This is a genomic window from Bordetella genomosp. 9, assembly GCF_002119725.1.
Lineage (GTDB): Bacteria > Pseudomonadota > Gammaproteobacteria > Burkholderiales > Burkholderiaceae_B > Bordetella_C.
Genome location: NZ_CP021109.1, coordinates 266,332 through 285,895, shown reverse-complemented (window position 1 = coordinate 285,895; position 19,564 = coordinate 266,332). Strand labels below are relative to the sequence as shown.

Genomic DNA, 19,564 nt, shown 5'->3' with positions numbered 1-19,564 from the left:
GCAGCCATTCCGCGGCAATCGATGCCGGCGTCGTCGGCCGCAGTGTGGCTGCCTCGTGGATGACGGGCCGCGAAGGCAGAAGACCGATGGCGCGCCGCCCGTGCGGCGTGTACCCTGATGGCGTCGGTGCGCTTTCCGCCCGCGCCATCGGCACCCCGCGCTGTCCGCTCCGCTGCTTCCTGCTTCGACGCCATGCCTGATCCTTCTCCGTCCCGCACCACGCCGTTTTCCCGTCCCGTCCGCCTGTTCTTTGCGCTGTGGCCCGACTTCGACACGGTGCGCGCGCTGACCCAGTGGTGCCAACAGGCGCACGGCGCTTGTGGCGGCCGCATCATGCGGGCGGACACGCTGCATCTGACGCTGGCCTTTCTCGGCGAGACGGCGCCCGCGCTGGTGCAGCCGCTTGTCGATGAAACCCGCCGCCGCCGCATCGAACCGGGGCAGGTGATCCTGAGCCGGCTGGGCGCCTTCCCGCGTCCGCGCATTGTCTGGGCCGGCCCGGCCGACGATGGCGACAACCCTGACGAAGGCGCCGGACGACTTGCCTCGGAACATCGGCAGTTGTGGGACTGGGTGGCTGCGCTGCACCCGGCGCGGCCGGAAACGCGTTTCCGGCCGCACGTCACCCTGCTGCGCGACGCCGACACCCGCCTGCTGCCGCCCGCGCCGGCGCAGCCCATCGCGTGGCGTTTCGACCGCTACGTGCTGGTGGCCTCCGCGCAGGACGGCCGGTCGCGCTACCAGATCCTGGCCGAAACGCTCGCCTGACGGCCATCGGGCGGGGCATGCGGCACAATAGAGGCCCATCCATGGCCGCTTGACGCCATACCTTCGCCGACCCGCCTTTCCCATGCTTATCCTGATTGACCAAGACGGCGTGCTCGCCGATTTCGAGCGCGCCTTCTTGAGCGCCTGGCGCCAGGCCTATCCCGATGTCGCGCCCGTCGAATTCGAGGACCGCAAGTCCTTCCACATCCTGGAGGACTACGCGCTCGAGCTGCGTCCGCGCGCGGAGGCGCTGTACACGGCGCCCGGCTTCATACGCGATCTGCCGCCCGTGGCCGGCGCCATCGAAGCGGTGCGCGAACTGGCCGCGCTGGGCATGGACGTACGCATCTGCAGTTCGCCGCTGCGCCAATACGAAAACTGCGTCGCCGAAAAATACCAATGGGTGGAGCGCCACCTGGGCCGCGAGTGGACGCAGCGCCTGATCCTGACGCGCGACAAGACGCTGGTGCAAGGCGACATCCTGATCGACGACCGCCCGGCCATCGAGGGTGCGTTGCGGCCCCGGTGGCGCCACATTCTGTACGACGCGCCGTACAACCGGCACGTCGCGGACAAGCCGCGGCTGATCTGGTCCAACTGGCGCAATGTGCTGGGCGGCGAGCTTTACCGCGCCGACAGATAGCCGCGGCGCGGGCGCGCTGCGGTAAGCTGATCGCACCGCCAACGGGGGCGGCGAGGAGACCAGAATGAATCTTTATCGCATGCTCAAACAACGGGAAGCCGACGGCAAGCCGGTCCGTATCGCGCTGATAGGCGCGGGCAAGTTCGGGTCCATGTTTCTCAGCCAGGTGCACCGCACGCCGGGCATGCGCCTCGTCGCGGTGGCGGACTTGAAGCCGGCATCGGCCCGTGCCGCGCTGACCAAGGTGGGCTGGCCCGCGGCGGCGCTGCAGGCGGCATCCGTCAGCGACGCCTGCCGCACCGGCGGCGTCTTCTGCTCCGACGATACGCCCGCCGTCATCGCGCACCCCGAAGTGGACGTCGTCGTCGACGCCTGCGGCAATGCGGCGGCAGGCATCCGGCACGCGCTGGCCTGCTGCGAACACGGCAAACACATCATCATGGTGAACGTGGAAGCCGACGCGCTTGCCGGCCCGCTGCTGGCGCGCCATGCCCGCGAGGCCGGCATCGTCTATTCCCTGGCATACGGCGACCAGCCCGCCCTGATCTGCGAAATGGTGGATTGGGCCCGCGCCAGCGGCTTCGAAGTGATCGCCGCGGGCAAGGGCACCAAATACCTGCCGGCTTTCCACACGTCCACCCCGGACACGGTATGGCCGTATTACGGCTTCACCCCGGAAATGGTCGCGGCCGGCGACTTCAACGCCCAAATGTTCAACAGTTTCCTGGACGGCACGAAAAGCGCCATCGAAATGGCCGCCGTCTCCAACTCGACCGGCCTGCTGCCTGCGCCGTCCGGGCTGCATTTTCCGCCCTGTGGCGTGGACGACCTGGCGCGCGTGCTGCGGCCTCGCGACGATGGCGGCACCCTGCACCATCGCGGACAGGTGGAAGTCGTGTCCTCGCTCGAACGCGACGGCCGCCCGGTGTACCGGGACCTGCGCTGGGGCGTGTATGTCGTGATCGCGGCCGACAGTGACTACGTGCGGCGCTGCTTCAAGGAATATGGCGTGGTCACCGACCCCAGCGGCAATTATTCCGCGATGTACAAGCCCTACCACCTGATGGGCATGGAGTTGGGAATCAGCGTGGCGAACGTCGCGTTGCGGCGCGAACCCACGGGCGCGCCCACGGGCTGGCACGGCGATGTCGTCGCCACCGCCAAGCGCGACATGCAGGCCGGCCAGGTGCTGGACGGCGAAGGCGGCTATACGGTGTACGGCCGCCTGATGCCGGCGCGCGACTCCGTGGAGGGCGGCTATCTGCCTTTGGGGCTTGCGCACAACGTGCGCTTGAAACATCCGGTGCGCGCCACGCAGGCCTTGAAATGGTCGGATGTGGACTACGACGCCTCGAGCGAGGCGCTGCAATTCCGGCGCGAAATGGAGCAGGGCTACCTTTAGGCCGCCGGGCCGGCCGCCGTTTCCCGGTCGACGCGCGGCGGCCGCGCATCGACCGGCGCGCCGCCGCGGGGCATTCTTGCGCTGGCGGCACAAGTCCTTTGTTGGACGGCGGCTATTTCCGCAATAAAGCAAGGCGCACAATACGCGCCTCGAAACCTTTTTTGCGGGGATGGAAATGCCTATTGCCCTGTGGGCCCTGGCCGCCGGCGCCTTTGGCATCGGGACCACCGAATTCGTCATCATGGGCCTGCTGCCCGAATTGTCCGCGGATCTGCACGTGGGCCTGTCCACGGCCGGCCTGCTGGTCTCCGGCTATGCGCTCGGCGTATTCGTCGGCGCGCCCATCGTGACGCCCCTGATATCCCGTATGCAGCGCAAGACGGTATTGATCGGTCTGATGCTGCTTTTCACGATCGGCAACCTGGCCTGTGCGCTCGCGCCCGGCTATGCCACCTTGATGGCCGCGCGCGTGCTGACGTCGTTCTCGCATGGCGCCTTCTTCGGCATCGGATCGGTGGTGGCGACCGGCATGGTGGCCGCCGACAAGAAGGCTTCCGCCATCGCGCTGATGTTCACCGGCCTGACGCTGGCCAACGTACTGGGCGTACCGCTGGGCACGTGGCTCGGCCAGCATTTCGGCTGGCGCAGCACCTTCTGGGCGGTAACCGCCGTGGGCCTGGCCGCCATGGCCGCCATCGCGCTGCTCGTGCCGCCCAGCCGCGACGACCAGCGCGCCCGCTTCGGCCAGGAGCTTCGCACCCTGGGCCGTCCGCAGGTGCTGCTGGGTTTCCTCATCACGGTGCTGGGCTTCGGCGGCGTATTCGCCACGTTCACCTACATCGCCCCCATTCTGACCAGTCTGGCGGGTTTCCCGGACACGGCGGTATCCCCCATCCTGCTGCTGTTCGGATTGGGCCTGGTCGTGGGCAATACGCTGGGCGGCAAGTTCGCCGACCGCCGCCTGATGCCCACGCTCATGGGTACGCTGATCATCCTGGCCATCGTGCAGGCCGCGTTCAGCTTCGCCGTCCACTCACAAGTGGGCACGGCCATCGCGGTGGGACTGCTCGGCGTGGCCGGCTTCGCCACTGTCCCGCCCCTGCAGATGCGTGTGCTGGAGAAAGCGGCCGGTGCGCCGAACCTGGCCTCCGCCTTCAATATCGCCGCCTTCAATCTGGGCAATGCGGCTGGCGCCTGGGTCGGGGGACTCACCATCGACCACGGACCCGGCCTGCCGGCGCTGCCCTGGGTCGCGAGCCTGATGGCGATCGCCGGCCTGGCGGTGGCGGGATACAGCTGGCGGCTGGATCGGCGCTCGGCGCCGGCGATGCAGGCCCGGCCCGCGACGGAATGCCCTTGATCCGCTGAAGCGCGATGGCGGGCGGCGCCGCGCCGGCGCCCCCGCCCCAGCTGCAGACCGCGCGCAAGCCCGGCAAGGCGTCGATCATCTCGCGCTTCCAGCGGTGCAAACGGAACGGGCCGCCCCGAAGGCGGCCCGTTCCGCTTTTTCCGTTCGCCGTTTACTTGCGGCGGGTCAGCTGGCTGACGTCACGGACAGCGCCGCGGTCGGCGGAGGTCGCCAGCGCGGCATAGGCCTGCAGCGCCTGCGACACCACGCGCTGGCGGTTCACCGGCTGCCAGGCGCGCTCGCCCCGGCTTTCCATTTCCTGGCGCCGCGCGGCCAGCTCGGCATCGCTGATTTCCAGGTGGATGCGGCGGTTCGGGATATCGATCTGGATGGCGTCGCCGTCCCGCACCAGGCCAATGGCGCCGCCCTCTGCGGCTTCCGGCGAGGCGTGGCCGATGACCAGGCCAGAGGACCCGCCCGAGAAACGCCCGTCGGTGAACAGGGCGCAGGTCTTGCCCAGGCCCTTGGACTTCAGGTAGGACGTGGGATACAGCATTTCCTGCATACCCGGCCCGCCCTTGGGGCCTTCGTAGCGGATCACCACCACGTCCCCCGACGCCACCTTGTCGCCCAGGATGCCTTCCACCGCCGCGTCCTGGCTTTCGAACACGCGGGCGCGGCCCTGGAACACCAGCTGGCTTTCGTCGACGCCGGCGGTCTTCACGATGCAGCCTTTTTCGGCCAGATTGCCGTACAGCACCGCCAGCCCGCCGTCCTTGGAGTACGCGTGCGCGACGTCGCGGATGCAGCCGTTGGCGCGGTCCAGGTCCAGCGTCAGATAGGTGGCGTCCTGGCTGAACGCCACTTGCGTGGGTACGCCGCCGGGGGCGGCGCGGTAGAAGGTGCGGGCCTGTTCGCCGGCGCCGCCGTTCACATCCCATTGTTCCAGCGCCTTGCCCAGCGTCCCGCTGTGGACGTTGCCGACCGACAGGTCGAGCAGGCCGCCGCGGGCCAGTTCGCCAAGGATGCCGATGACGCCGCCGGCGCGGTGGACGTCTTCGATGTGGTACTTGTCCGTGGCCGGCGCCGCCTTGCACAGGCAGGGCGTGCGGCGCGAGATGCGGTCGATGTCCGCCATCGTGAAATCCACGCCCGCCTCCTGCACCGCGGCAAGCAGGTGCAGCACCGTATTGGTGGAACCGCCCATGGCGACGTCCAGCGTCATGGCGTTCTCAAAGGCGGCGCGGGTCGCGATGTTGCGCGGCAGGACCGATGCATCGTCCTGCTCGTAATAGCGGCGGCACAGATCGACGATCAGACGCCCTGCCTGCTCGAACAGGCCCTTGCGCCAGGCGTGCGTGGCGACGATGGTGCCGTTGCCCGGCAGCGCCAGGCCCAGCGCTTCCGTCAGGCAGTTCATGGAGTTGGCGGTGAACATGCCAGAACAGGAACCGCAGGTGGGGCATGCGCTGCGCTCGTATTCCGCGACCTCTGCGTCGCTCATCTTCGGGTCGGCGGCCTTGATCATGGCGTCGACCAGGTCGATCTTGGCCAGGACCTTGCCGTCGGTCGGAGACTTGATCTTGCCGGCCTCCATCGGTCCGCCGGACACGAAGACAACCGGGATATTGAGCCGCATCGCGGCCATGAGCATGCCCGGGGTGATCTTGTCGCAGTTCGAGATGCAGACCATGGCGTCCGCGCAGTGCGCGTTGACCATGTATTCGACCGAGTCGGCGATGAGCTCGCGCGACGGCAGCGAATAAAGCATGCCGTCGTGGCCCATGGCGATGCCGTCGTCCACGGCGATCGTATTGAATTCCTTGGCGATCGCGCCTGCCGCCTCGATCTCTTGGGCCACCAGGGCGCCCAGGTCGCGCAGATGCACGTGGCCCGGTACGAACTGGGTGAATGAATTCACCACCGCGATGATGGGTTTGCCGAAGTCGCCGTCCTTCATGCCGGTGGCGCGCCAGAGGGCGCGAGCGCCGGCCATGTTGCGGCCGTGAGTGGAGGTGCGGGAACGATATTGCGGCATGGCGGGTCGTCTCGAGAAAGAGCGGAAGGGCGTAAAAAAGGCCCTCATCATAACGCCTGCGTCGAAGCGGGCCCCGATTTCGTGCACCCGGTTCATGGCCCCGCCCCATATTGGGGCATGCAGGGGCGCGCTGCTTCAGCGTGGTGCAAGCCGCTCGCGCCGCGACGGCCGGTTCCCGCGCGCCATGGGGCTGGCCCCAACTTCCGCAACCGCGCGGCTTGCTCCACACTTGCGGCTTTCCCTGCCCGGTACCGACCCATGCCCGCCAACGACATTCTGATCCGCGACGCCGAAGCCGAAGACATGGCCGCCATCCAGGCCATCTACAGCCATCATGTGCTGCATGGGACGGCGTCCTTCGAATTGAGCCCTCCCACCCTCGAAGACATGCTGCAACGCCGCGCCAGCGTACTGGCCAGCGGCCTGCCGTACCTGGCGGCGGTGCGCGATGACGAAGTGGTGGGCTACGCCTATGCGACGCTGTACCGGCCCCGGCCGGCGTATCGCTACACCTGCGAAGACTCCGTCTACGTCAAACCCGGCATGGCGGGGTTCGGCATCGGCGGCAGGCTGCTGAGTCAGCTGATCGAACGCTGCACGGCGCTGGGATGGCGGCAGATGCTGGCGGTGGTGGGAGACAGCGCCAACGCCGCCTCGCTCGCCCTGCACGCGCGCTGCGGCTTTCATGCCGCCGGCACACTGCGATCCGTGGGCCACAAGTTCGGGGAATGGCGCGATACGGTGCTGATGCAGCGCGCGCTGGGCGACGGCGACCGCACGCCGCCGTCCGGCCGTACCGGCTGACGGAACGCGCGACGGGCGGCTTACGCCGCGGGCAACGGGGCCGCCTGGCCGCTCGCCCAACGTTCCCATCCTGCCTTGCGCAGCGCGCAGGCCGGGCAGGATCCGCAGCCATATCCCCAATCGTGCCGTTCGCCGCGTTCGCCCAGATAGCAGGTGTGGCTCTGCTCGACGATGATCCGCACCAGGTCCGGCCCGCCCAACTTGTCCGCCAGCGCCCAGGTCTGCGCCTTATCCAGCCACATCAGCGGCGTTTCGATGGTGAGGCGCGCGCCCAACCCCAGCGACAGCGCCACCTGCTGCGCCTTGATGGTGTCGTCGCGGCAGTCGGGATAGCCGGAAAAATCGGTTTCGCACATGCCGCCCACCAGCACATCGAGCTGGCGCCGGTAGCCGAGCGCCGCGGCCAGCGTCAGAAACAGCAGATTGCGCCCGGGAACGAAGGTGTTCGGCAGGCCATTGGCCTGCATCTCGATCTGCCGGTCGCTGGTCAACGCCGTATCCCCCACCTGCCCGAGAACGGACAGGTCCAGCAGGTGATCTTCGCCCAGCCGCGACGCCCATTGCGGCTTGCGCACGCGCAATTCACGCAGGACTTTCAACCGCGCATCCAGCTCGATGCGATGGCGCTGGCCGTAGTCGAACGCCACCGTTTCGACGTGGGCGTAGCGATCCAGCGCCCAGGCGAGGCAGGTGGTCGAATCCTGCCCGCCGGAAAACAGGACCAGGGCGCGTCGTTGATGGTTTTGCATGGGTACTCCGATATGCGGGCCGCGGGGGCCCGCTGACAGTCATGAGGATAACCGGCGCGGGCTCAGCGATGCCGCAGCGCCTGATTGATCTGCGCGGCGGCCTCGCGCAGGGGCGGCAGGAACGCCTGCACCATTTCCGCCGGCGTATAGCGGCTGGCGTGGCAGCTGACGTTCATCGCCGCGATGGTCCGGTGGCCGCGATCCACGATGGGCACCGCCACCGATTGCAGACCGGGCTCCAGTTCGCGCACCACGCAGGCATGGCCTTCGCGGCGGGCGCGCGCAATGGCGGCCTTCAGCGCGGGGATTTCGGTCACGGTGTCCGGCGTATAGGCCACGCGGGCGCTCTCGCGCAGCACCTTGTCCAGCGTGGCGTCGTCCAGACCCGCCAGCAGAACACGGCCCATCGCCGTTGCCCACGCCGGCAACCGGCTCCCCACCGACAGATTGATGCTCATCACCTTGTGCGTTGACAGGCGCAGGATGTACACCACGTCCAGCCCATCGAGCACCGAGACGGAGCAGGACTCGCGCGTGGCCTGGGCCACGGACTCCATGTAGGGCAGGGCCAGATTCCACAGCGGCAATCCCGACAGATAGGCGTAGCCCAGGTCGAGGATGCGGGGCGTCAGGGCGAACCGGCGCTCGTCCATGCTGACGTACCCGAGTTGCGCCAGCGTCAGCAGGATGCGGCGGGCGCCGGCGCGGGTCAGGCCAGCGCGGTTCGCCACCTCGGACAACGTCATGCTGGGATGGTCGGGCCCGAAGGCGCGGATCACCGCCAACCCGCGTGCGAAGGACTGCACATAGCTGTCGCTGGGCGGCGGGGTATCGATGACGGATGCTTCGGGGATGGACATAAGAGTGTTCACCAGGAGGACACAGCGCCTTGACAGTGCGCCGGACCCCATGAAAGGATGCGTTCGATTGTAGAACGTTTGTTCTATAGACGAACAACCTTTCCGGACCCTCGATGATTTCCAAACTCGTAGAAAGCGCCGCCGAGGCGCTGGCCGACGTCCCGGATGGCGCGACCATCCTGATCGGCGGCTTCGGCCCCGCCGGCCAGCCGGTCGAACTGATCGACGCGCTCCTTGCCCAAGGCGCCAAAGACCTGGTCATCGTGAACAACAACGCGGGCAACGGCACGACGGGCCTGGCCGCGCTGCTGGGCGCCGGACGGGTGCGCAAAATCATCTGCTCGTTTCCGCGCCAGGCCGATTCCCAGATATTCGACGGCCTGTATCGCGCCGGGAAGATCGAGCTGGAACTCGTGCCGCAGGGCACGCTGGCCGAGCGCATTCGCGCCGCCGGGGCCGGCATCGGCGGTTTCTACACTCCCACGGCCTACGGCACGCCGCTCGCGCAAGGCAAGGAAACGCGCGAACTGAATGGCAGGCAGTATGTGTTCGAACTGCCGCTGCATGCCGACTATGCGCTGATCAAGGCTGAGCGCGCAGACCGCTGGGGCAACCTGGTCTACCGCAAGACCGCCCGCAATTTCGGGCCGATCATGGCCAGCGCCGCCAGGATCGCCGTCGCGCAAGTGCGTGACGTCGTCGAACTGGGCGAGCTCGACCCCGAAGCCATCGTCACGCCCGGCATCTACGTCAAGCGCGTCGTGCGCATCGCCGCGAAGGAACAGCAATGACCGCCAAACTCACACGCGACCAGATCGCCGCGCGCGTCGCCCGGGATATTCCGGAAGGCGCCTACGTCAACCTGGGCATCGGCCTGCCCACCCTGGTGGCGAACCACCTGCCCGCCGATCGCGAAATCGTGCTGCACACCGAAAACGGCATGCTGGGCATGGGGCCGGCGCCGGCGCCGGGGCAGGAAGACTACGACCTGATCAACGCCGGCAAGCAACCGGTCACCCAGGTCCCTGGCACGTCCTTCTTCCACCACGCCGATTCCTTCGCCATGATGCGTGGCGGCCATCTCGATATCTGCGTACTCGGCGCATTCCAGGTATCGGTAAAGGGCGACCTTGCGAACTGGCACACCGGCGCGCCCGACGCGATTCCCGCTGTGGGAGGCGCAATGGACCTGGCCAGCGGCGCCAAGCAAGTCTTCGTCATGATGGAACTGACCACGCGCGACGGCCAGAGCAAGCTGGTGCCGGAATGCACCTATCCGCTTACCGGGGTGCGCTGCGTGTCGCGGGTCTATACCGACGTCGCGGTCTTCGATATCCGGAACGACGGCGTGTACGTCATCGATACGTTCGGCGATACGGACCTGGCGGCGCTGACGCGCATCACCGGCCTGCCGCTGCGCGTCGACACGTCGCACGCGGGCTGATATTCTGCCTCGCGCCAATCACGCGAGAGTACGACGATGAAACGCCTGCTTGCCTCTCTGTTCCTTGCCGCGGCGACGGCCGGCGCCGCCGCGCAATCGCTGCCCCAGGGTGTCACCATCGACCGCCTGCAGGCGGTGCGGGACACGGCCACCGGCGGCACCGTCATCACCGGCGCCCTGCACAACGACACCGGCCGCCTGCTCAACAGCGCCACGGTGCTGTTCCGCCTGCAGGACGCGCAGGGCAACGTCATCGGCACCACGTCGGCGCGCACCTACAACCTGCCGGACAAGGAAACCTGGCAACTGCGCGCCACCACCACGCTGCCTTTCGCGCGCTTCACCGCGTACGAAGTCAAGGTCGAATAAGGCCGGGCGTTCAGGGCCGCAATACGAGCTTGTGCGCCGCCGGCCCCGGCAGGAAAGGCGACGGGGTTCCGCGCACCCAGTCTTCATGCCCCGCCAGATAGAACGGGGACAAGGGATGCCCGGATGCGCCTCCGGGCATGTGCAGAATGCCCTGCGCTTCGCGCCCCGGCCCCACGGCGAAACGCTCCGACGCCCCGAATGCGGGCCGCTGCACGCGCGGCATGTTGATGTCGCCCGGCATGGGTTCGGCCGGCGCCGAGAACCAGGGCCGCAGCCCATGCGGCAACAGCGCGGCGAAGGGGTGCGCCAGCGCCAGCACGTTGCGCTCACCCCAGCGTGCCTGGGCCAGCGGCGCGCCGCGCGGCCGGTTGCGTTGGATGGTTTCGTCGATGACAGCCAGCATGAAGTCGCGCCAGCCGGCATGGCGCGCCGGCACCCACGCGCGCTGCCGGGCGAGCGTGCGCATCACGGCCTCCAGCCTCGACGATGCCCGCCCCAGCGATATCGCAGGCGCGAGCTCCGGCGCGCGCGCGGACAACCGTTCGTCCAGGCCGGCGAACCAGGCGCCGTACAAGGTCTCACGGAAATCGCGGACCAGGGTGTAGCCGGCCTGGTCGGCATCGGCGCGGCCATTCCACTGCGTCAGGATGCGGCGGAAGGCGGCCCGGTCGGCATGACCCGTCAGCGCCGCGGCGTCCAGGCTTTCCAGCGCCAGATCCCGCCAGAATTCCAGCCATAGACCGCGGTCGTCCAGCTGGATGCCGAGCAGCGCTTTCTCGTCCGGTTCGGACAGCGCCAGCAAGCCGTCGCGCATCTGCCCGCCGCGCAGGCCGACGTCCGCGCCGCCATCGCCGATCCGGGCCTGCCGGGCGGCGTCGGACAGCTGCGTGCCGTTCGCCGTCCACAGCAGCCCCGAAGGCGGGTTCAGGATGCGCGGCGTATCGGCGGCGGCCAGCCGTCCCGGCGGCCCCGGCGGCAAGGCGCGTCCGGCCAGGGCCGCGGCGTCCACAGGGTAGCCTGCGGGGTCGAGCATGGCGTCCGGCAAGGGGCCGGCCAGCGTCCATCCGATCTGGCCGCCGCGGTCCGCAACCAGCATGTTCTGCGTCGGCACGCCGGCGGAATGCGCCACCCGCATCGCCTGCGTCACATCCCGCGCGGTCTCCATGCCGAGCAGACCCAGGTCCGCAGCGTCGGCACGATAAGCGATCCATCGGACCGCATAGTCCTGGCCGCCCGCACTGAAAACGGGGCCCCAGCGCGTTTCGTATACCGGGCGGCGTACCGGGGCCCCGCCTTTCACCTTTATCCATTCATCATGGACGGTTGCGGTTTCCCACTTCCCGTCCGCACCGCGATAGCGCGCCGGGTCCGCGGGGTCGCGCTCCAGCCGCACCAGGTCGATGAAATGGCCATAGCTATTGGTGAAGCCCCAGGCCACGTCGCCGTTGCTGCCGGCTACGACCACAGGCGCGCCCGGCAGGCTGACCCCGGATATTCGCCGCGGCGCTTCGCCTTGCTGGACCAACGTCAGCCGATACCAGATATTGGGCAGGCGCAGGCCGAGATGCATGTCGTTGGCGACGCGGGCCGCGCGGTCCGCGCTGCGCGAGCCCGCCACCGCGAATGCGTTACTGCCCACCGTACCCGGCTCAACGTCTGCATTGGTCCGGAGCATCGCCAGGACGGCCGCCGCGGGGCCGGCTGCGCCGCCCCCCGATTTCGTCGAAGGCTTCGCGCACGCGCTGCCGCAGGCCGCCGCATCGCGGGACGCGGCGCCGTTCTGCGCACGCCCGGGGCCATCCAGCCAATCCGGCCGCGCCTGTGGAATGCGCATCGGCGGCGACGATGTGGGGCCGCCCGAGGCCCCGTCCAACGGGGCGTCCATCGCGCTGGCGGGCGGCGTCAGGAAAGCCAGCATGTCCTTCGATACCGCATCGCGCAGAAAACCGCGGGACAAGACCCGTTGCAGTTCGCCGGACTGCAGGTCGAGATACATGGCGTCGATGACCAGGAAGGTATCTTCGGGCTGCCAGGCTTCCGGCCGCACGCCCAGCAAGCCGTATTCGAACGGCCACACCGGCAGGGCGGCCAGCGCGGCATTGACGCCGTCCGCATACCGTTGCAGCAGCGCGCGCTGCGCCGGCGGCAGGGCGTTATAAGCGGCATGCGCGCGTGCGCGGAAGCGATGCATGCGATGCCGCACGTCGGCTTCGACGGCATCCGGCCCCACCAGCGCGGCGACCTCCCCCGCAGCGACCCGCCGCAGCAAGTCCATCTGGAAGAATCGGTCCTGGCCATGCGCATAACCGGTGGCGTAGGCCAGGTCGGGCCGGTTGGCCGCAATCACTGTGACGCTGCCCTGATCGTCCCGCTCGATAAAGGCCGGCGCCGCCAGCGCCTGTGCGGGAATGTCGCCATCCAGTTGCGGCAAACTGGCCCACCACGCCCAGCCGACCGCAGCGGCCGCCAGGATGACGACTCCCGATACCGCGAGCGCACACCACGCGGCGACACGCCCCCACCGGCGCACATTGCGTGGCGCGAGCGGCGGCCGGCTCATTCAGCGCAGTTCCACCACGATAGGCTGATGATCGGACGCCGTGCTATACGGGTCCACGTCACAGCGCGTCAGGCGGCGGGCAAGATCCGGCGTCAGGAAAACGAAGTCGCATGCGAACGGCCCTTGCGGCCACTGGATATGATCATGGACGCCTACGGTGGGCGCGCGTTCGGCGGCGCCATGCAACGCCGTCCAGGCATCGGCCAGCGACGGCACGCCCGGCGGCATGGGGTCCAGCATGCATTGATAAGCGGCGTCGTCCGTTGCGCTGTTGAAATCTCCGCAGATCAGCGCCGCGGCGGGACGCTCCACCGCCGCGAAGGGGCTGTTCGGATTGCCGTGACGGCTCGGCCGGTGCGCGTGGCCGCTGGCTTCCATGTGCAGGCCGCGCAGAGCGTGCGCCTGCGCAATGCGCTGCGCGGCGGAATAGAACTCCAGGTGCGTGGTGGTGACGCGCAGCGGCCCGACGTCAGTGAGCAGCACGGCTTCCAGGGCCACCCTGGGCATGGACATCACCGCGGGGTCCGGCGGCCAGGGCAGGCTATGCCGGAAAACAGGACCGACCGGATAGCGCGTAATGATCGCGTTGCCGTTCTGACGACGCGGGGCGCCAGGCTTGAGGGCGGGAAGGTCCGCGCCGATGGCGGAGAGCACGGTGTACCCCGGCAACAGATCCGCCAGCGCGGCAAACTGGTCGGCCTCGGGCCCGCCGGGCAAACCTCCCGCGGCGTCGCCGCCATCGAAGCCGCGCGTGACTTCCTGCAGGCACAGCACATCGAAGTCGGTGAGCCGCCGGGCCTCGTCCACGATGCGCTTGAGATCCACCCGGCCGTCCACGCCGCGGCCCCATTGGATATTCCAGTTCACCAATCGCATGAATACGCTCGATACGGAAAAGCGCCGACCGGGTCGGCGAGGCTCCCGGTGTTTTACCAGCCGCGTCATGCGCCGTCCACCGCACCCATGGGGACTCGCGCGCGCAAGCCGGGCGGCTGGCAGGGCGCCCCCGCCGAAGCATGGCCGCGTCCCATGGAACAGGCAGAGGGCCTGCGGCACTCAACGGCCCCGAATGGCACGAGGAGGAGAAACCCCAATGAAACCGCAGCTTGCACCTGTGCGTCCGGCGCAGATCGATCAGGCCAGGCGAACGCCAGGCCCGGAGGGCGTACGGCCATGACCGCCCTGAACGGAAACGCCATCGCGTCCGCGCCGTCTCCGGCCGCAGGGGTGGCGGCGACGGACGCCGCTCCCGCGCTACTGGACATCTGCGGCCTGCTCACCGTGCAGGCCGGCATGCAGCCGGACGAACAGGAAGCGTCGCAGTTCGAAGCGGCGCTGCTGGGCGTCGCCCGCACGCAAATCGGCGCCGAACTGCTGCGCAACATCGAGCTTTGCGATGTCCCGCCCCAACGGCGCCCCGTGCGGCTTTTCCACCGGAACGATGCTGCGGCCGATGCCGCTTCGGCGGACGAACCTCACACCGCAAACGGCGCATGCATCATCAACTTCCGGGCGTTCCCTGCCCGCGATGATGAGATTGCTGGCGAACAGCGCCAGGATCAGATCCTCGATCTGTTCCTGGACCTGGCGGGCTTGCTCGCCGAATATCGGGGCCGGCAGCACGAGCTGACCGATTTCGGCTTCGGCCGGTACTCCATGCTGACATTGCAGGAACAGATGGGGTACATGACGGAGCCATGGCAGCGCGCGCTGGAAGCCTACGCCGGCGACGTCACGATACCGGGCAACCGCCACGATGCCACCCGGACGGCCGTGAAGTGGATTGAAGAGAACAACGCGGAAGGGCCGCTGGACCTTTCGTCGATGAACCTGTTGATGTGCCCGCCCCTTGCCGGCATGGGCGTCACCCAGCTCAGCCTGGCAGGCAATCGATTCAGGAGCTTGCCGCCGGCACACCTTATCCCCGACTGTGAGGTGCTGGATATTTCGGGCAATCCGCTGCTCGAGTTGCCCACGGAGCCATACCCGGCGCTGCGGACCCTTCTGGTCGGCGGCGATGGCCTGGACGCCGACGCCTTTCGCGCCGTCCTTGGGCCGGACGTAGAGGTCATCGACGCAGGCCCCGATACCAGGGACGCCTTGTACGGATTCGACAGTCAGGCGCCGCAGCGCCTGCAGGATGCCATCCGCAAGTTCCTTGGCGAAGAGGCCAACGAGGCGTGGATCGAGGGGCAGCGGGCAGACCCCTTCGGCGCGTCGGAGCTCGTGAAACTATTGGACCGCGCGTGGAACCTGCCTGCGTCACGCGCGAATGATGCCGTGCGGGACAACCTGCGCAATGTACTGCGGAAGATGCAACAGCCGGGCAACGCCGGCCTGATGATGAACTGCCTGCAAATCGCGCGGGAAAGCACGGCCGCGTGCGACGACCTGGTCCTGCTCACCTTGAACGACCTGCACGTGGCCGCCTTGAATGCGGATGCCGAGGCCGGCGCCTACGACGACAGGATCCTGGAGCTGATGCATCTGGGCGAAGATATGTTCAACCAGGACGCCGTCACGCGCTACGTCATCAAGATGCTGCCCGAACTGGAGCGTCGCGAACGCGAACGGCTACGCCAGAACAACCGGCCGGAGTCCGATGCCCACGTGGACCAGGTGGAACAGATCCTAGACATGCAGAACGGGCTGCGCCATGCCGTCTTCCTGCCGTCGGGGGAAGTCGACATGCAGTGGGCCAGTCTTTCGCTCATCACGTGGTCCGACATCGAAGGCGCCAGGGCCTTTGTCGAGGCCGAACGCAACAACGGCGGCTACCTGGCGTACCTGGCGGACTGGGCTCCGCTGCAATCGGTGATGAAGCGGGTGGCGCCTTCGCTGGTGGCCGACGCCAGGAAAATCGAGGAGCACTTCCACACCTACCGGGGGCCGATATACAAATGGCTGGACCGTCTGCTCCAGACGGAAGGGCAGCTTTTCCGGCGAAGCTTCCCTTTGGGCCTGGCGGTTTTCGAGATGCCGCGCCCCTTCTGGACCGCCAATGAAAGGCGCATTGCGCGCCGCCTGGCCGACGCAGGACTGCGGCGCGACGATTTCGATGCCGTACGGGAGGCATCCCGGGCCGTCGCCTCCGAGGTGAAGGGATTGATCTGGTGCGCCACCATGCGCCGGTTCCTGTCTCGGCACAAGTTGAACCTGCACCGCGCCATCGCGCAGGCGCATGAACCGAAGTGGTTCAAGACGGTGACCGCCAACGCCCTATCGTCCCGGTGAGGCGGCATCCAACGCCGGCGCGCCGGGCGGCAGCGCCAGACTGTTCCGCGAACCGTCAGCTCTGATGCTCCGCGCGGAACTGCCTGCGATAGGCGGACGGCGACATCTGGAAGTAACGCGAAAAGTGCTGGCGCAATGACGAACTGCTGCCCAGCCCCGCGCGCTCGGCAATGATTTCCAGCGGCAGCTCGGTGGTTTCGAGCATCTTCTGCGCCAGGCGCAGTCGTTCGGCCAGCAGCCATTCGCTCAGGCTGCATCCGGTCAGAGACAGGAAGCGCCGGTTGAAGGTGCGGCGGCTCATCGCCAGGCGTTCGGCAAGGCTGTCCGCGGTATGTTTTTCCACGATGGTGCCGCGCAGCCAGTCCAGCAGCTCCGCCAGGCGGAAGCCGGCGCCTTCCGTGGAAAACGCGTCGGGCGGCAATTGCGCCTGCGCGCCGTGGCGATGGGGCGGCACCACCAGCCGCCGCGCGGCGAAGTCCGCCACCTTGGCGCCGTACAGCTCGCGCACGATATGCAGACAGCAATCGATGCCCGCCGCCGTTCCGGCCGAGGTCGTGATGTTCCCGTCATCCACGTACAGAACGGAAGGCTCGACCTTGACTTTGGGATAGGTGCGGGCGAAATGGTCGGCCCAGGCGAAATGGGTGGTGGCGCGGCGGCCGTCCAGGATGCCTGCCTCGGCCAGTACGTAGGCGCCCAGGCACAGCCCGACTACCCTGGCGCCGCGCGCGCTGGCCGCCGCCACGGCGTCCACCAGCGCCTTTGGAGGGGGCTCGGTCGTATCCCGCCAGCTCGGCACCACGATGACGTCGGCGGTCTCGGTGACCTCCAGCGACGGCGTGGCGACGACGGAGAACCCGGACGTCGTGGCAAGTGTGTCGCCTTCGGACGAACACACCTTCAGGACGAACTTGGGCGCGCCGGGCACGCCGCCGTATGTGCCGAATACGGCGCAGGGAATCGACAGGTGGAAGGCGCTGATTCTGTCGAACGCGATGACGGCGATAACGGGCGCTTGCATGCGTCGATGCGGATGGTAAGGCCTGGCTGAAAGTTGACCCAATTCTATCGAAATTTGACCGTAAATCACCAAACTGAACGTCTTGGATCAACGAGAATCCATGCTGCCATGGGGGATGGAGCGGGCATGGACCGGCGGGCGAAGCGCCCGCTATCCTGAGCGCTCCGACAGTACTCAAAAAACGATATCGAAGGCAGGGCTGCGCGATGCCGATCAAGCTTCTTCCGAACGGAAAGACCATTACCTTGAGGTCCTTTCCGCGATCCGAGGATTTCCCGGCAGAAGAGCGCGCGGCCACCATGGACGCCTTCAACCGCCTTATCGGCATGAATTGGGATGTCACCGAACCGCACTGGACGGCGCTTCACAGCCCCTTCCGCAGCGGCTACGGCATGGTCCTGGTTTTCGCCGACAAGGAGCTCGTCGGGTTTTCGATCTACCAGTACTTCGATATGAACGGCGACCTTTGCCTGTACCGATCCGGTACCGAACTGGCGCCGCCCTACCAGGGCCTGGGGTTGTATAGCGATATCACGGACCTGATATTCGCCGAGGCCTTCCGGCAGCGGCCGCATCAATCGCGGCTGCTGTATTGCTGGCGTACCCGCAATGCCATCGTGGCATTGACAAACGCACGCCGATGCGCCGAGGTCGTACCCGACCTGCAGGCCGACCCGCCCAAGGAAAACGGCGGGCGGGCCGGCCTGCTGGCGCTCGCGGTTCTTGCCGCCAAGCGGCTCTACCCGGACCGGGTGCTGGACCTTCCCGCGCTGGTGATGCGCGACGTCTACGGACACATCAAACATCGCAAGCCCAGCTATCGCGGCGCCGCCGTGTACGTGGGCAAGCGCATCGCGGAACTGGCGCCGAATTCCGCCGACGCGCTGTTTTCCCTGGGCATCGTCCGCCGTCCCAAACTGTCATGAGCAAAGTCGTTTCTATCGAGAGCCCGTCCGTTCCGCTTGGAAAGGACGGGCCTTCCGCGCGAGCCTACGCGTCCTGGATATTGATCGCGCTGGCCTACGCGCTGGCGTTCATGCAGCGGCTTGCGCCGCAATCCATGCTGACCGAGCTCGCGAAGACATACGCGATCGACGCGGCGGGCCTGGGCCTGCTTGCCTCGGGCTACTTCTACGGTTACCTGGCGATGCAGATCCCGGCCGGCATACTGGTCGATACGCTGGGCGTGCGGCGCGTGTTATTGGGCAGTCTGCTCGTTTCGCTGGTCGGCACCGCTTGCTTTGCCGCGGCGCCCAGCGTGCCGGCCGCCTTCGCGGCCCGCGTGGTGATCGCCTGCGGCGATGCGCTGGTCTTCACCGCCATGCTGAAGCTGGTTGCGATCAAGTTCAGGCAAAGCCGCTTCGGCTTGATGTCGGGCCTGTCGCAGGTATCGGGATACCTGGGCGGCGCGCTGGCCACGACGCCGCTGGCCATCGCGGTGTCCACGCTGGGATGGCGCGAATGCTTTGCCATGGTGGCCGTCGCCATCGGCGCGAACCTGGCCGCATCGCTCTTCGTTTTTTCCAAGGCCGACCAGAGCCCGATGGCGCTGAACGAGGTGCCGCCGCGCCTGATGCAGACCGTCAGGCTGTTCCGCGGCCGCCTGCGCAATGGCGCCAGCTGGGGCTGCGCCGCCGTCTTCGCCTCGCATTTCGCGTCCGTGACTACGCTATCTGGCGTATGGGGCCTGCCCATGGTTCGCGATACGCTGGGCATCGGCAAGGAACAGGCCAGCACCTGCATCCTGGCATTCCTGGTGAGCAATGTGATCGGGTCCATCGTCCTTGGACATATGGCGGACCGCATACGCAATGTGCGCCGCGCCCTGGTGTGGAACTGCCTGCTGCGCGCGGCGATCCTGCTGGCCCTGCTGCCTGCGTTGCTGGCGTCGTTCGGCTATGCCTACGCCATCGCCTGTTTTGCGGCACTTGGATTGGTGGCGGGCGGGACCGTGCCCCTGGTGTTGAAAGCCGTTCGCAAAGTCTATTCCACAGAAATGATCGGAATCGGCGCGTCCTTCAACACCACGCTGGCCGGCATCGTCGCGGCCCTGGTCCAGCCCCTGGTGGGAACGCTGCTGGTGGCGACCGCCACAGGCACACCCGGCCACCTCGCGTATACCGCCCAGGGCTATACCGGATTCGTTCTATTCATGGCGGCCGTCTCGGCCATCGGCTGTATCGGCGCGGCGGCGATGCGCGTATTGCATCAAGCCTAGGGACTGTTGACACCGGAAGATGCCTAGCATGCGTTGACAGGCCCCAGCCCCCTCACTCGTGCCGATGCGGCGTCGCGCCGCGCGCACGTCATGGCAAGTCGATTCA

At 67.6% G+C, this 19,564-nt stretch carries 17 protein-coding genes; 11 read left to right on the top strand and 6 right to left on the bottom strand.

Features of this window, described 5'->3' with window-relative positions; translation table 11 throughout:
• Nucleotides 1–192: 192 nt before the first annotated feature.
• From thpR to CAL13_RS01270, 4 genes are all read left to right on the top strand, one after another.
• Nucleotides 193–768, top strand: a complete 576-nt coding sequence (gene thpR, locus CAL13_RS01285; RefSeq protein ID WP_086073461.1) for an RNA 2',3'-cyclic phosphodiesterase — start codon at nt 193–195, stop codon at nt 766–768.
• Between the two features lie 82 nt (nt 769–850).
• Nucleotides 851–1,411: a 5'-3'-deoxyribonucleotidase gene (locus CAL13_RS01280; protein ID WP_086071263.1), complete on the top strand. Its 561-nt coding sequence runs from the start codon at nt 851–853 to the stop codon at nt 1,409–1,411.
• Between the two features lie 64 nt (nt 1,412–1,475).
• The gene (locus tag CAL13_RS01275) at nt 1,476–2,813 is read left to right on the top strand and encodes an NAD(P)H-dependent oxidoreductase (RefSeq protein WP_086071262.1); all 1,338 of its coding nucleotides are present in this window, start codon (nt 1,476–1,478) and stop codon (nt 2,811–2,813) included.
• Nucleotides 2,814–2,988: 175 nt separating this feature from the next.
• The gene (locus tag CAL13_RS01270; RefSeq protein WP_086073460.1) at nt 2,989–4,173 is read left to right on the top strand and encodes an MFS transporter; all 1,185 of its coding nucleotides are present in this window, start codon (nt 2,989–2,991) and stop codon (nt 4,171–4,173) included.
• Nucleotides 4,174–4,333: 160 nt separating this feature from the next.
• On the opposite strand, the gene ilvD is transcribed toward CAL13_RS01270, so the two are convergent.
• Nucleotides 4,334–6,199 (bottom strand): dihydroxy-acid dehydratase, encoded by a 1,866-nt coding sequence (gene ilvD, locus CAL13_RS01265; RefSeq protein ID WP_086055886.1) that lies wholly within the window; start codon nt 6,197–6,199, stop codon nt 4,334–4,336.
• A 258-nt stretch (nt 6,200–6,457) separates the two neighbouring features.
• Here ilvD and CAL13_RS01260 point away from each other — a divergent pair, with 258 nt between their 5' ends.
• Entirely contained in the window at nt 6,458–7,003 is a 546-nt protein-coding gene (locus tag CAL13_RS01260) for a GNAT family N-acetyltransferase (RefSeq protein ID WP_086055885.1), read from the top strand.
• A 20-nt stretch (nt 7,004–7,023) separates the two neighbouring features.
• Here the strand turns inward: CAL13_RS01260 and queC are convergent, their stop codons facing one another.
• Together queC and CAL13_RS01250 are read right to left on the bottom strand one after the other, a co-directional pair.
• Nucleotides 7,024–7,752: a 7-cyano-7-deazaguanine synthase QueC gene (queC, locus tag CAL13_RS01255; protein WP_086071261.1), complete on the bottom strand. Its 729-nt coding sequence runs from the start codon at nt 7,750–7,752 to the stop codon at nt 7,024–7,026.
• A 62-nt stretch (nt 7,753–7,814) separates the two neighbouring features.
• Entirely contained in the window at nt 7,815–8,612 is a 798-nt protein-coding gene (locus tag CAL13_RS01250) for an IclR family transcriptional regulator (RefSeq protein WP_232467730.1), read from the bottom strand.
• Nucleotides 8,613–8,725: 113 nt separating this feature from the next.
• Between CAL13_RS01250 and CAL13_RS01245 the strand changes: the two genes are divergently transcribed.
• The 3 genes from CAL13_RS01245 to CAL13_RS01235 are packed head-to-tail and all read left to right on the top strand — an operon-like array spanning nt 8,726 to nt 10,425.
• Nucleotides 8,726–9,403: a 3-oxoacid CoA-transferase subunit A gene (locus tag CAL13_RS01245; protein WP_086055882.1), complete on the top strand. Its 678-nt coding sequence runs from the start codon at nt 8,726–8,728 to the stop codon at nt 9,401–9,403.
• Nucleotides 9,400–10,056 carry a 3-oxoacid CoA-transferase subunit B gene (locus CAL13_RS01240; protein ID WP_086071259.1) on the top strand — a complete coding sequence of 219 codons (657 nt, stop codon included), beginning with the start codon at nt 9,400–9,402 and terminating at the stop codon, nt 10,054–10,056. Before CAL13_RS01245 ends, CAL13_RS01240 begins: the two co-directional genes overlap by 4 nt.
• 36 nt (nt 10,057–10,092) lie before the next feature.
• The gene (locus tag CAL13_RS01235) at nt 10,093–10,425 is read left to right on the top strand and encodes an FxLYD domain-containing protein (RefSeq protein ID WP_086055880.1); all 333 of its coding nucleotides are present in this window, start codon (nt 10,093–10,095) and stop codon (nt 10,423–10,425) included.
• Between the two features lie 10 nt (nt 10,426–10,435).
• On the opposite strand, the gene CAL13_RS01230 is transcribed toward CAL13_RS01235, so the two are convergent.
• Both CAL13_RS01230 and CAL13_RS01225 read right to left on the bottom strand, forming a co-directional pair.
• On the bottom strand, nt 10,436–12,985 hold the full coding sequence (locus CAL13_RS01230) for a penicillin acylase family protein (RefSeq protein ID WP_198297886.1): 2,550 nt from the start codon (nt 12,983–12,985) through the stop codon (nt 10,436–10,438).
• Nucleotides 12,986–13,861, bottom strand: a complete 876-nt coding sequence (locus CAL13_RS01225) for an endonuclease/exonuclease/phosphatase family protein (protein ID WP_086071258.1) — start codon at nt 13,859–13,861, stop codon at nt 12,986–12,988.
• A gap of 297 nt (nt 13,862–14,158) precedes the next feature.
• On the opposite strand from CAL13_RS01225, the gene CAL13_RS01220 reads away from it, so the two are divergent.
• Nucleotides 14,159–16,219: an NEL-type E3 ubiquitin ligase domain-containing protein gene (locus CAL13_RS01220; RefSeq protein ID WP_157664770.1), complete on the top strand. Its 2,061-nt coding sequence runs from the start codon at nt 14,159–14,161 to the stop codon at nt 16,217–16,219.
• Nucleotides 16,220–16,274: 55 nt separating this feature from the next.
• On the opposite strand, the gene CAL13_RS01215 is transcribed toward CAL13_RS01220, so the two are convergent.
• The gene (locus tag CAL13_RS01215; protein WP_086055877.1) at nt 16,275–17,240 is read right to left on the bottom strand and encodes a GlxA family transcriptional regulator; all 966 of its coding nucleotides are present in this window, start codon (nt 17,238–17,240) and stop codon (nt 16,275–16,277) included.
• 299 nt (nt 17,241–17,539) lie between these two features.
• On the opposite strand from CAL13_RS01215, the gene CAL13_RS21085 reads away from it, so the two are divergent.
• Nucleotides 17,540–18,166 carry a hypothetical protein gene (locus CAL13_RS21085; RefSeq protein ID WP_157664353.1) on the top strand — a complete coding sequence of 209 codons (627 nt, stop codon included), beginning with the start codon at nt 17,540–17,542 and terminating at the stop codon, nt 18,164–18,166.
• Nucleotides 18,163–19,458: an MFS transporter gene (locus CAL13_RS01210; protein ID WP_157664769.1), complete on the top strand. Its 1,296-nt coding sequence runs from the start codon at nt 18,163–18,165 to the stop codon at nt 19,456–19,458. Before CAL13_RS21085 ends, CAL13_RS01210 begins: the two co-directional genes overlap by 4 nt.
• Nucleotides 19,459–19,564: the final 106 nt, after the last annotated feature.

Excerpts from the sequence above, each read along its gene's own strand:
- thpR (WP_086073461.1), top strand. The coding sequence starts at position 193 with ATGCCTGATCCTTCTCCGTCCCGCACCACGCCGTTTTCCCGTCCCGTC.
- CAL13_RS01280 (WP_086071263.1), top strand. The coding sequence starts at position 851 with ATGCTTATCCTGATTGACCAAGACGGCGTGCTCGCCGATTTCGAGCGC.
- CAL13_RS01275 (WP_086071262.1), top strand. The coding sequence starts at position 1,476 with ATGAATCTTTATCGCATGCTCAAACAACGGGAAGCCGACGGCAAGCCG.
- CAL13_RS01270 (WP_086073460.1), top strand. The coding sequence starts at position 2,989 with ATGCCTATTGCCCTGTGGGCCCTGGCCGCCGGCGCCTTTGGCATCGGG.
- ilvD (WP_086055886.1), bottom strand. The coding sequence starts at position 6,199 with ATGCCGCAATATCGTTCCCGCACCTCCACTCACGGCCGCAACATGGCC.
- CAL13_RS01260 (WP_086055885.1), top strand. The coding sequence starts at position 6,458 with ATGCCCGCCAACGACATTCTGATCCGCGACGCCGAAGCCGAAGACATG.
- queC (WP_086071261.1), bottom strand. The coding sequence starts at position 7,752 with ATGCAAAACCATCAACGACGCGCCCTGGTCCTGTTTTCCGGCGGGCAG.
- CAL13_RS01250 (WP_232467730.1), bottom strand. The coding sequence starts at position 8,612 with ATGTCCATCCCCGAAGCATCCGTCATCGATACCCCGCCGCCCAGCGAC.
- CAL13_RS01245 (WP_086055882.1), top strand. The coding sequence starts at position 8,726 with ATGATTTCCAAACTCGTAGAAAGCGCCGCCGAGGCGCTGGCCGACGTC.
- CAL13_RS01240 (WP_086071259.1), top strand. The coding sequence starts at position 9,400 with ATGACCGCCAAACTCACACGCGACCAGATCGCCGCGCGCGTCGCCCGG.
- CAL13_RS01235 (WP_086055880.1), top strand. The coding sequence starts at position 10,093 with ATGAAACGCCTGCTTGCCTCTCTGTTCCTTGCCGCGGCGACGGCCGGC.
- CAL13_RS01230 (WP_198297886.1), bottom strand. The coding sequence starts at position 12,985 with ATGAGCCGGCCGCCGCTCGCGCCACGCAATGTGCGCCGGTGGGGGCGT.
- CAL13_RS01225 (WP_086071258.1), bottom strand. The coding sequence starts at position 13,861 with ATGCGATTGGTGAACTGGAATATCCAATGGGGCCGCGGCGTGGACGGC.
- CAL13_RS01220 (WP_157664770.1), top strand. The coding sequence starts at position 14,159 with ATGACCGCCCTGAACGGAAACGCCATCGCGTCCGCGCCGTCTCCGGCC.
- CAL13_RS01215 (WP_086055877.1), bottom strand. The coding sequence starts at position 17,240 with ATGCAAGCGCCCGTTATCGCCGTCATCGCGTTCGACAGAATCAGCGCC.
- CAL13_RS21085 (WP_157664353.1), top strand. The coding sequence starts at position 17,540 with ATGGACGCCTTCAACCGCCTTATCGGCATGAATTGGGATGTCACCGAA.
- CAL13_RS01210 (WP_157664769.1), top strand. The coding sequence starts at position 18,163 with ATGAGCAAAGTCGTTTCTATCGAGAGCCCGTCCGTTCCGCTTGGAAAG.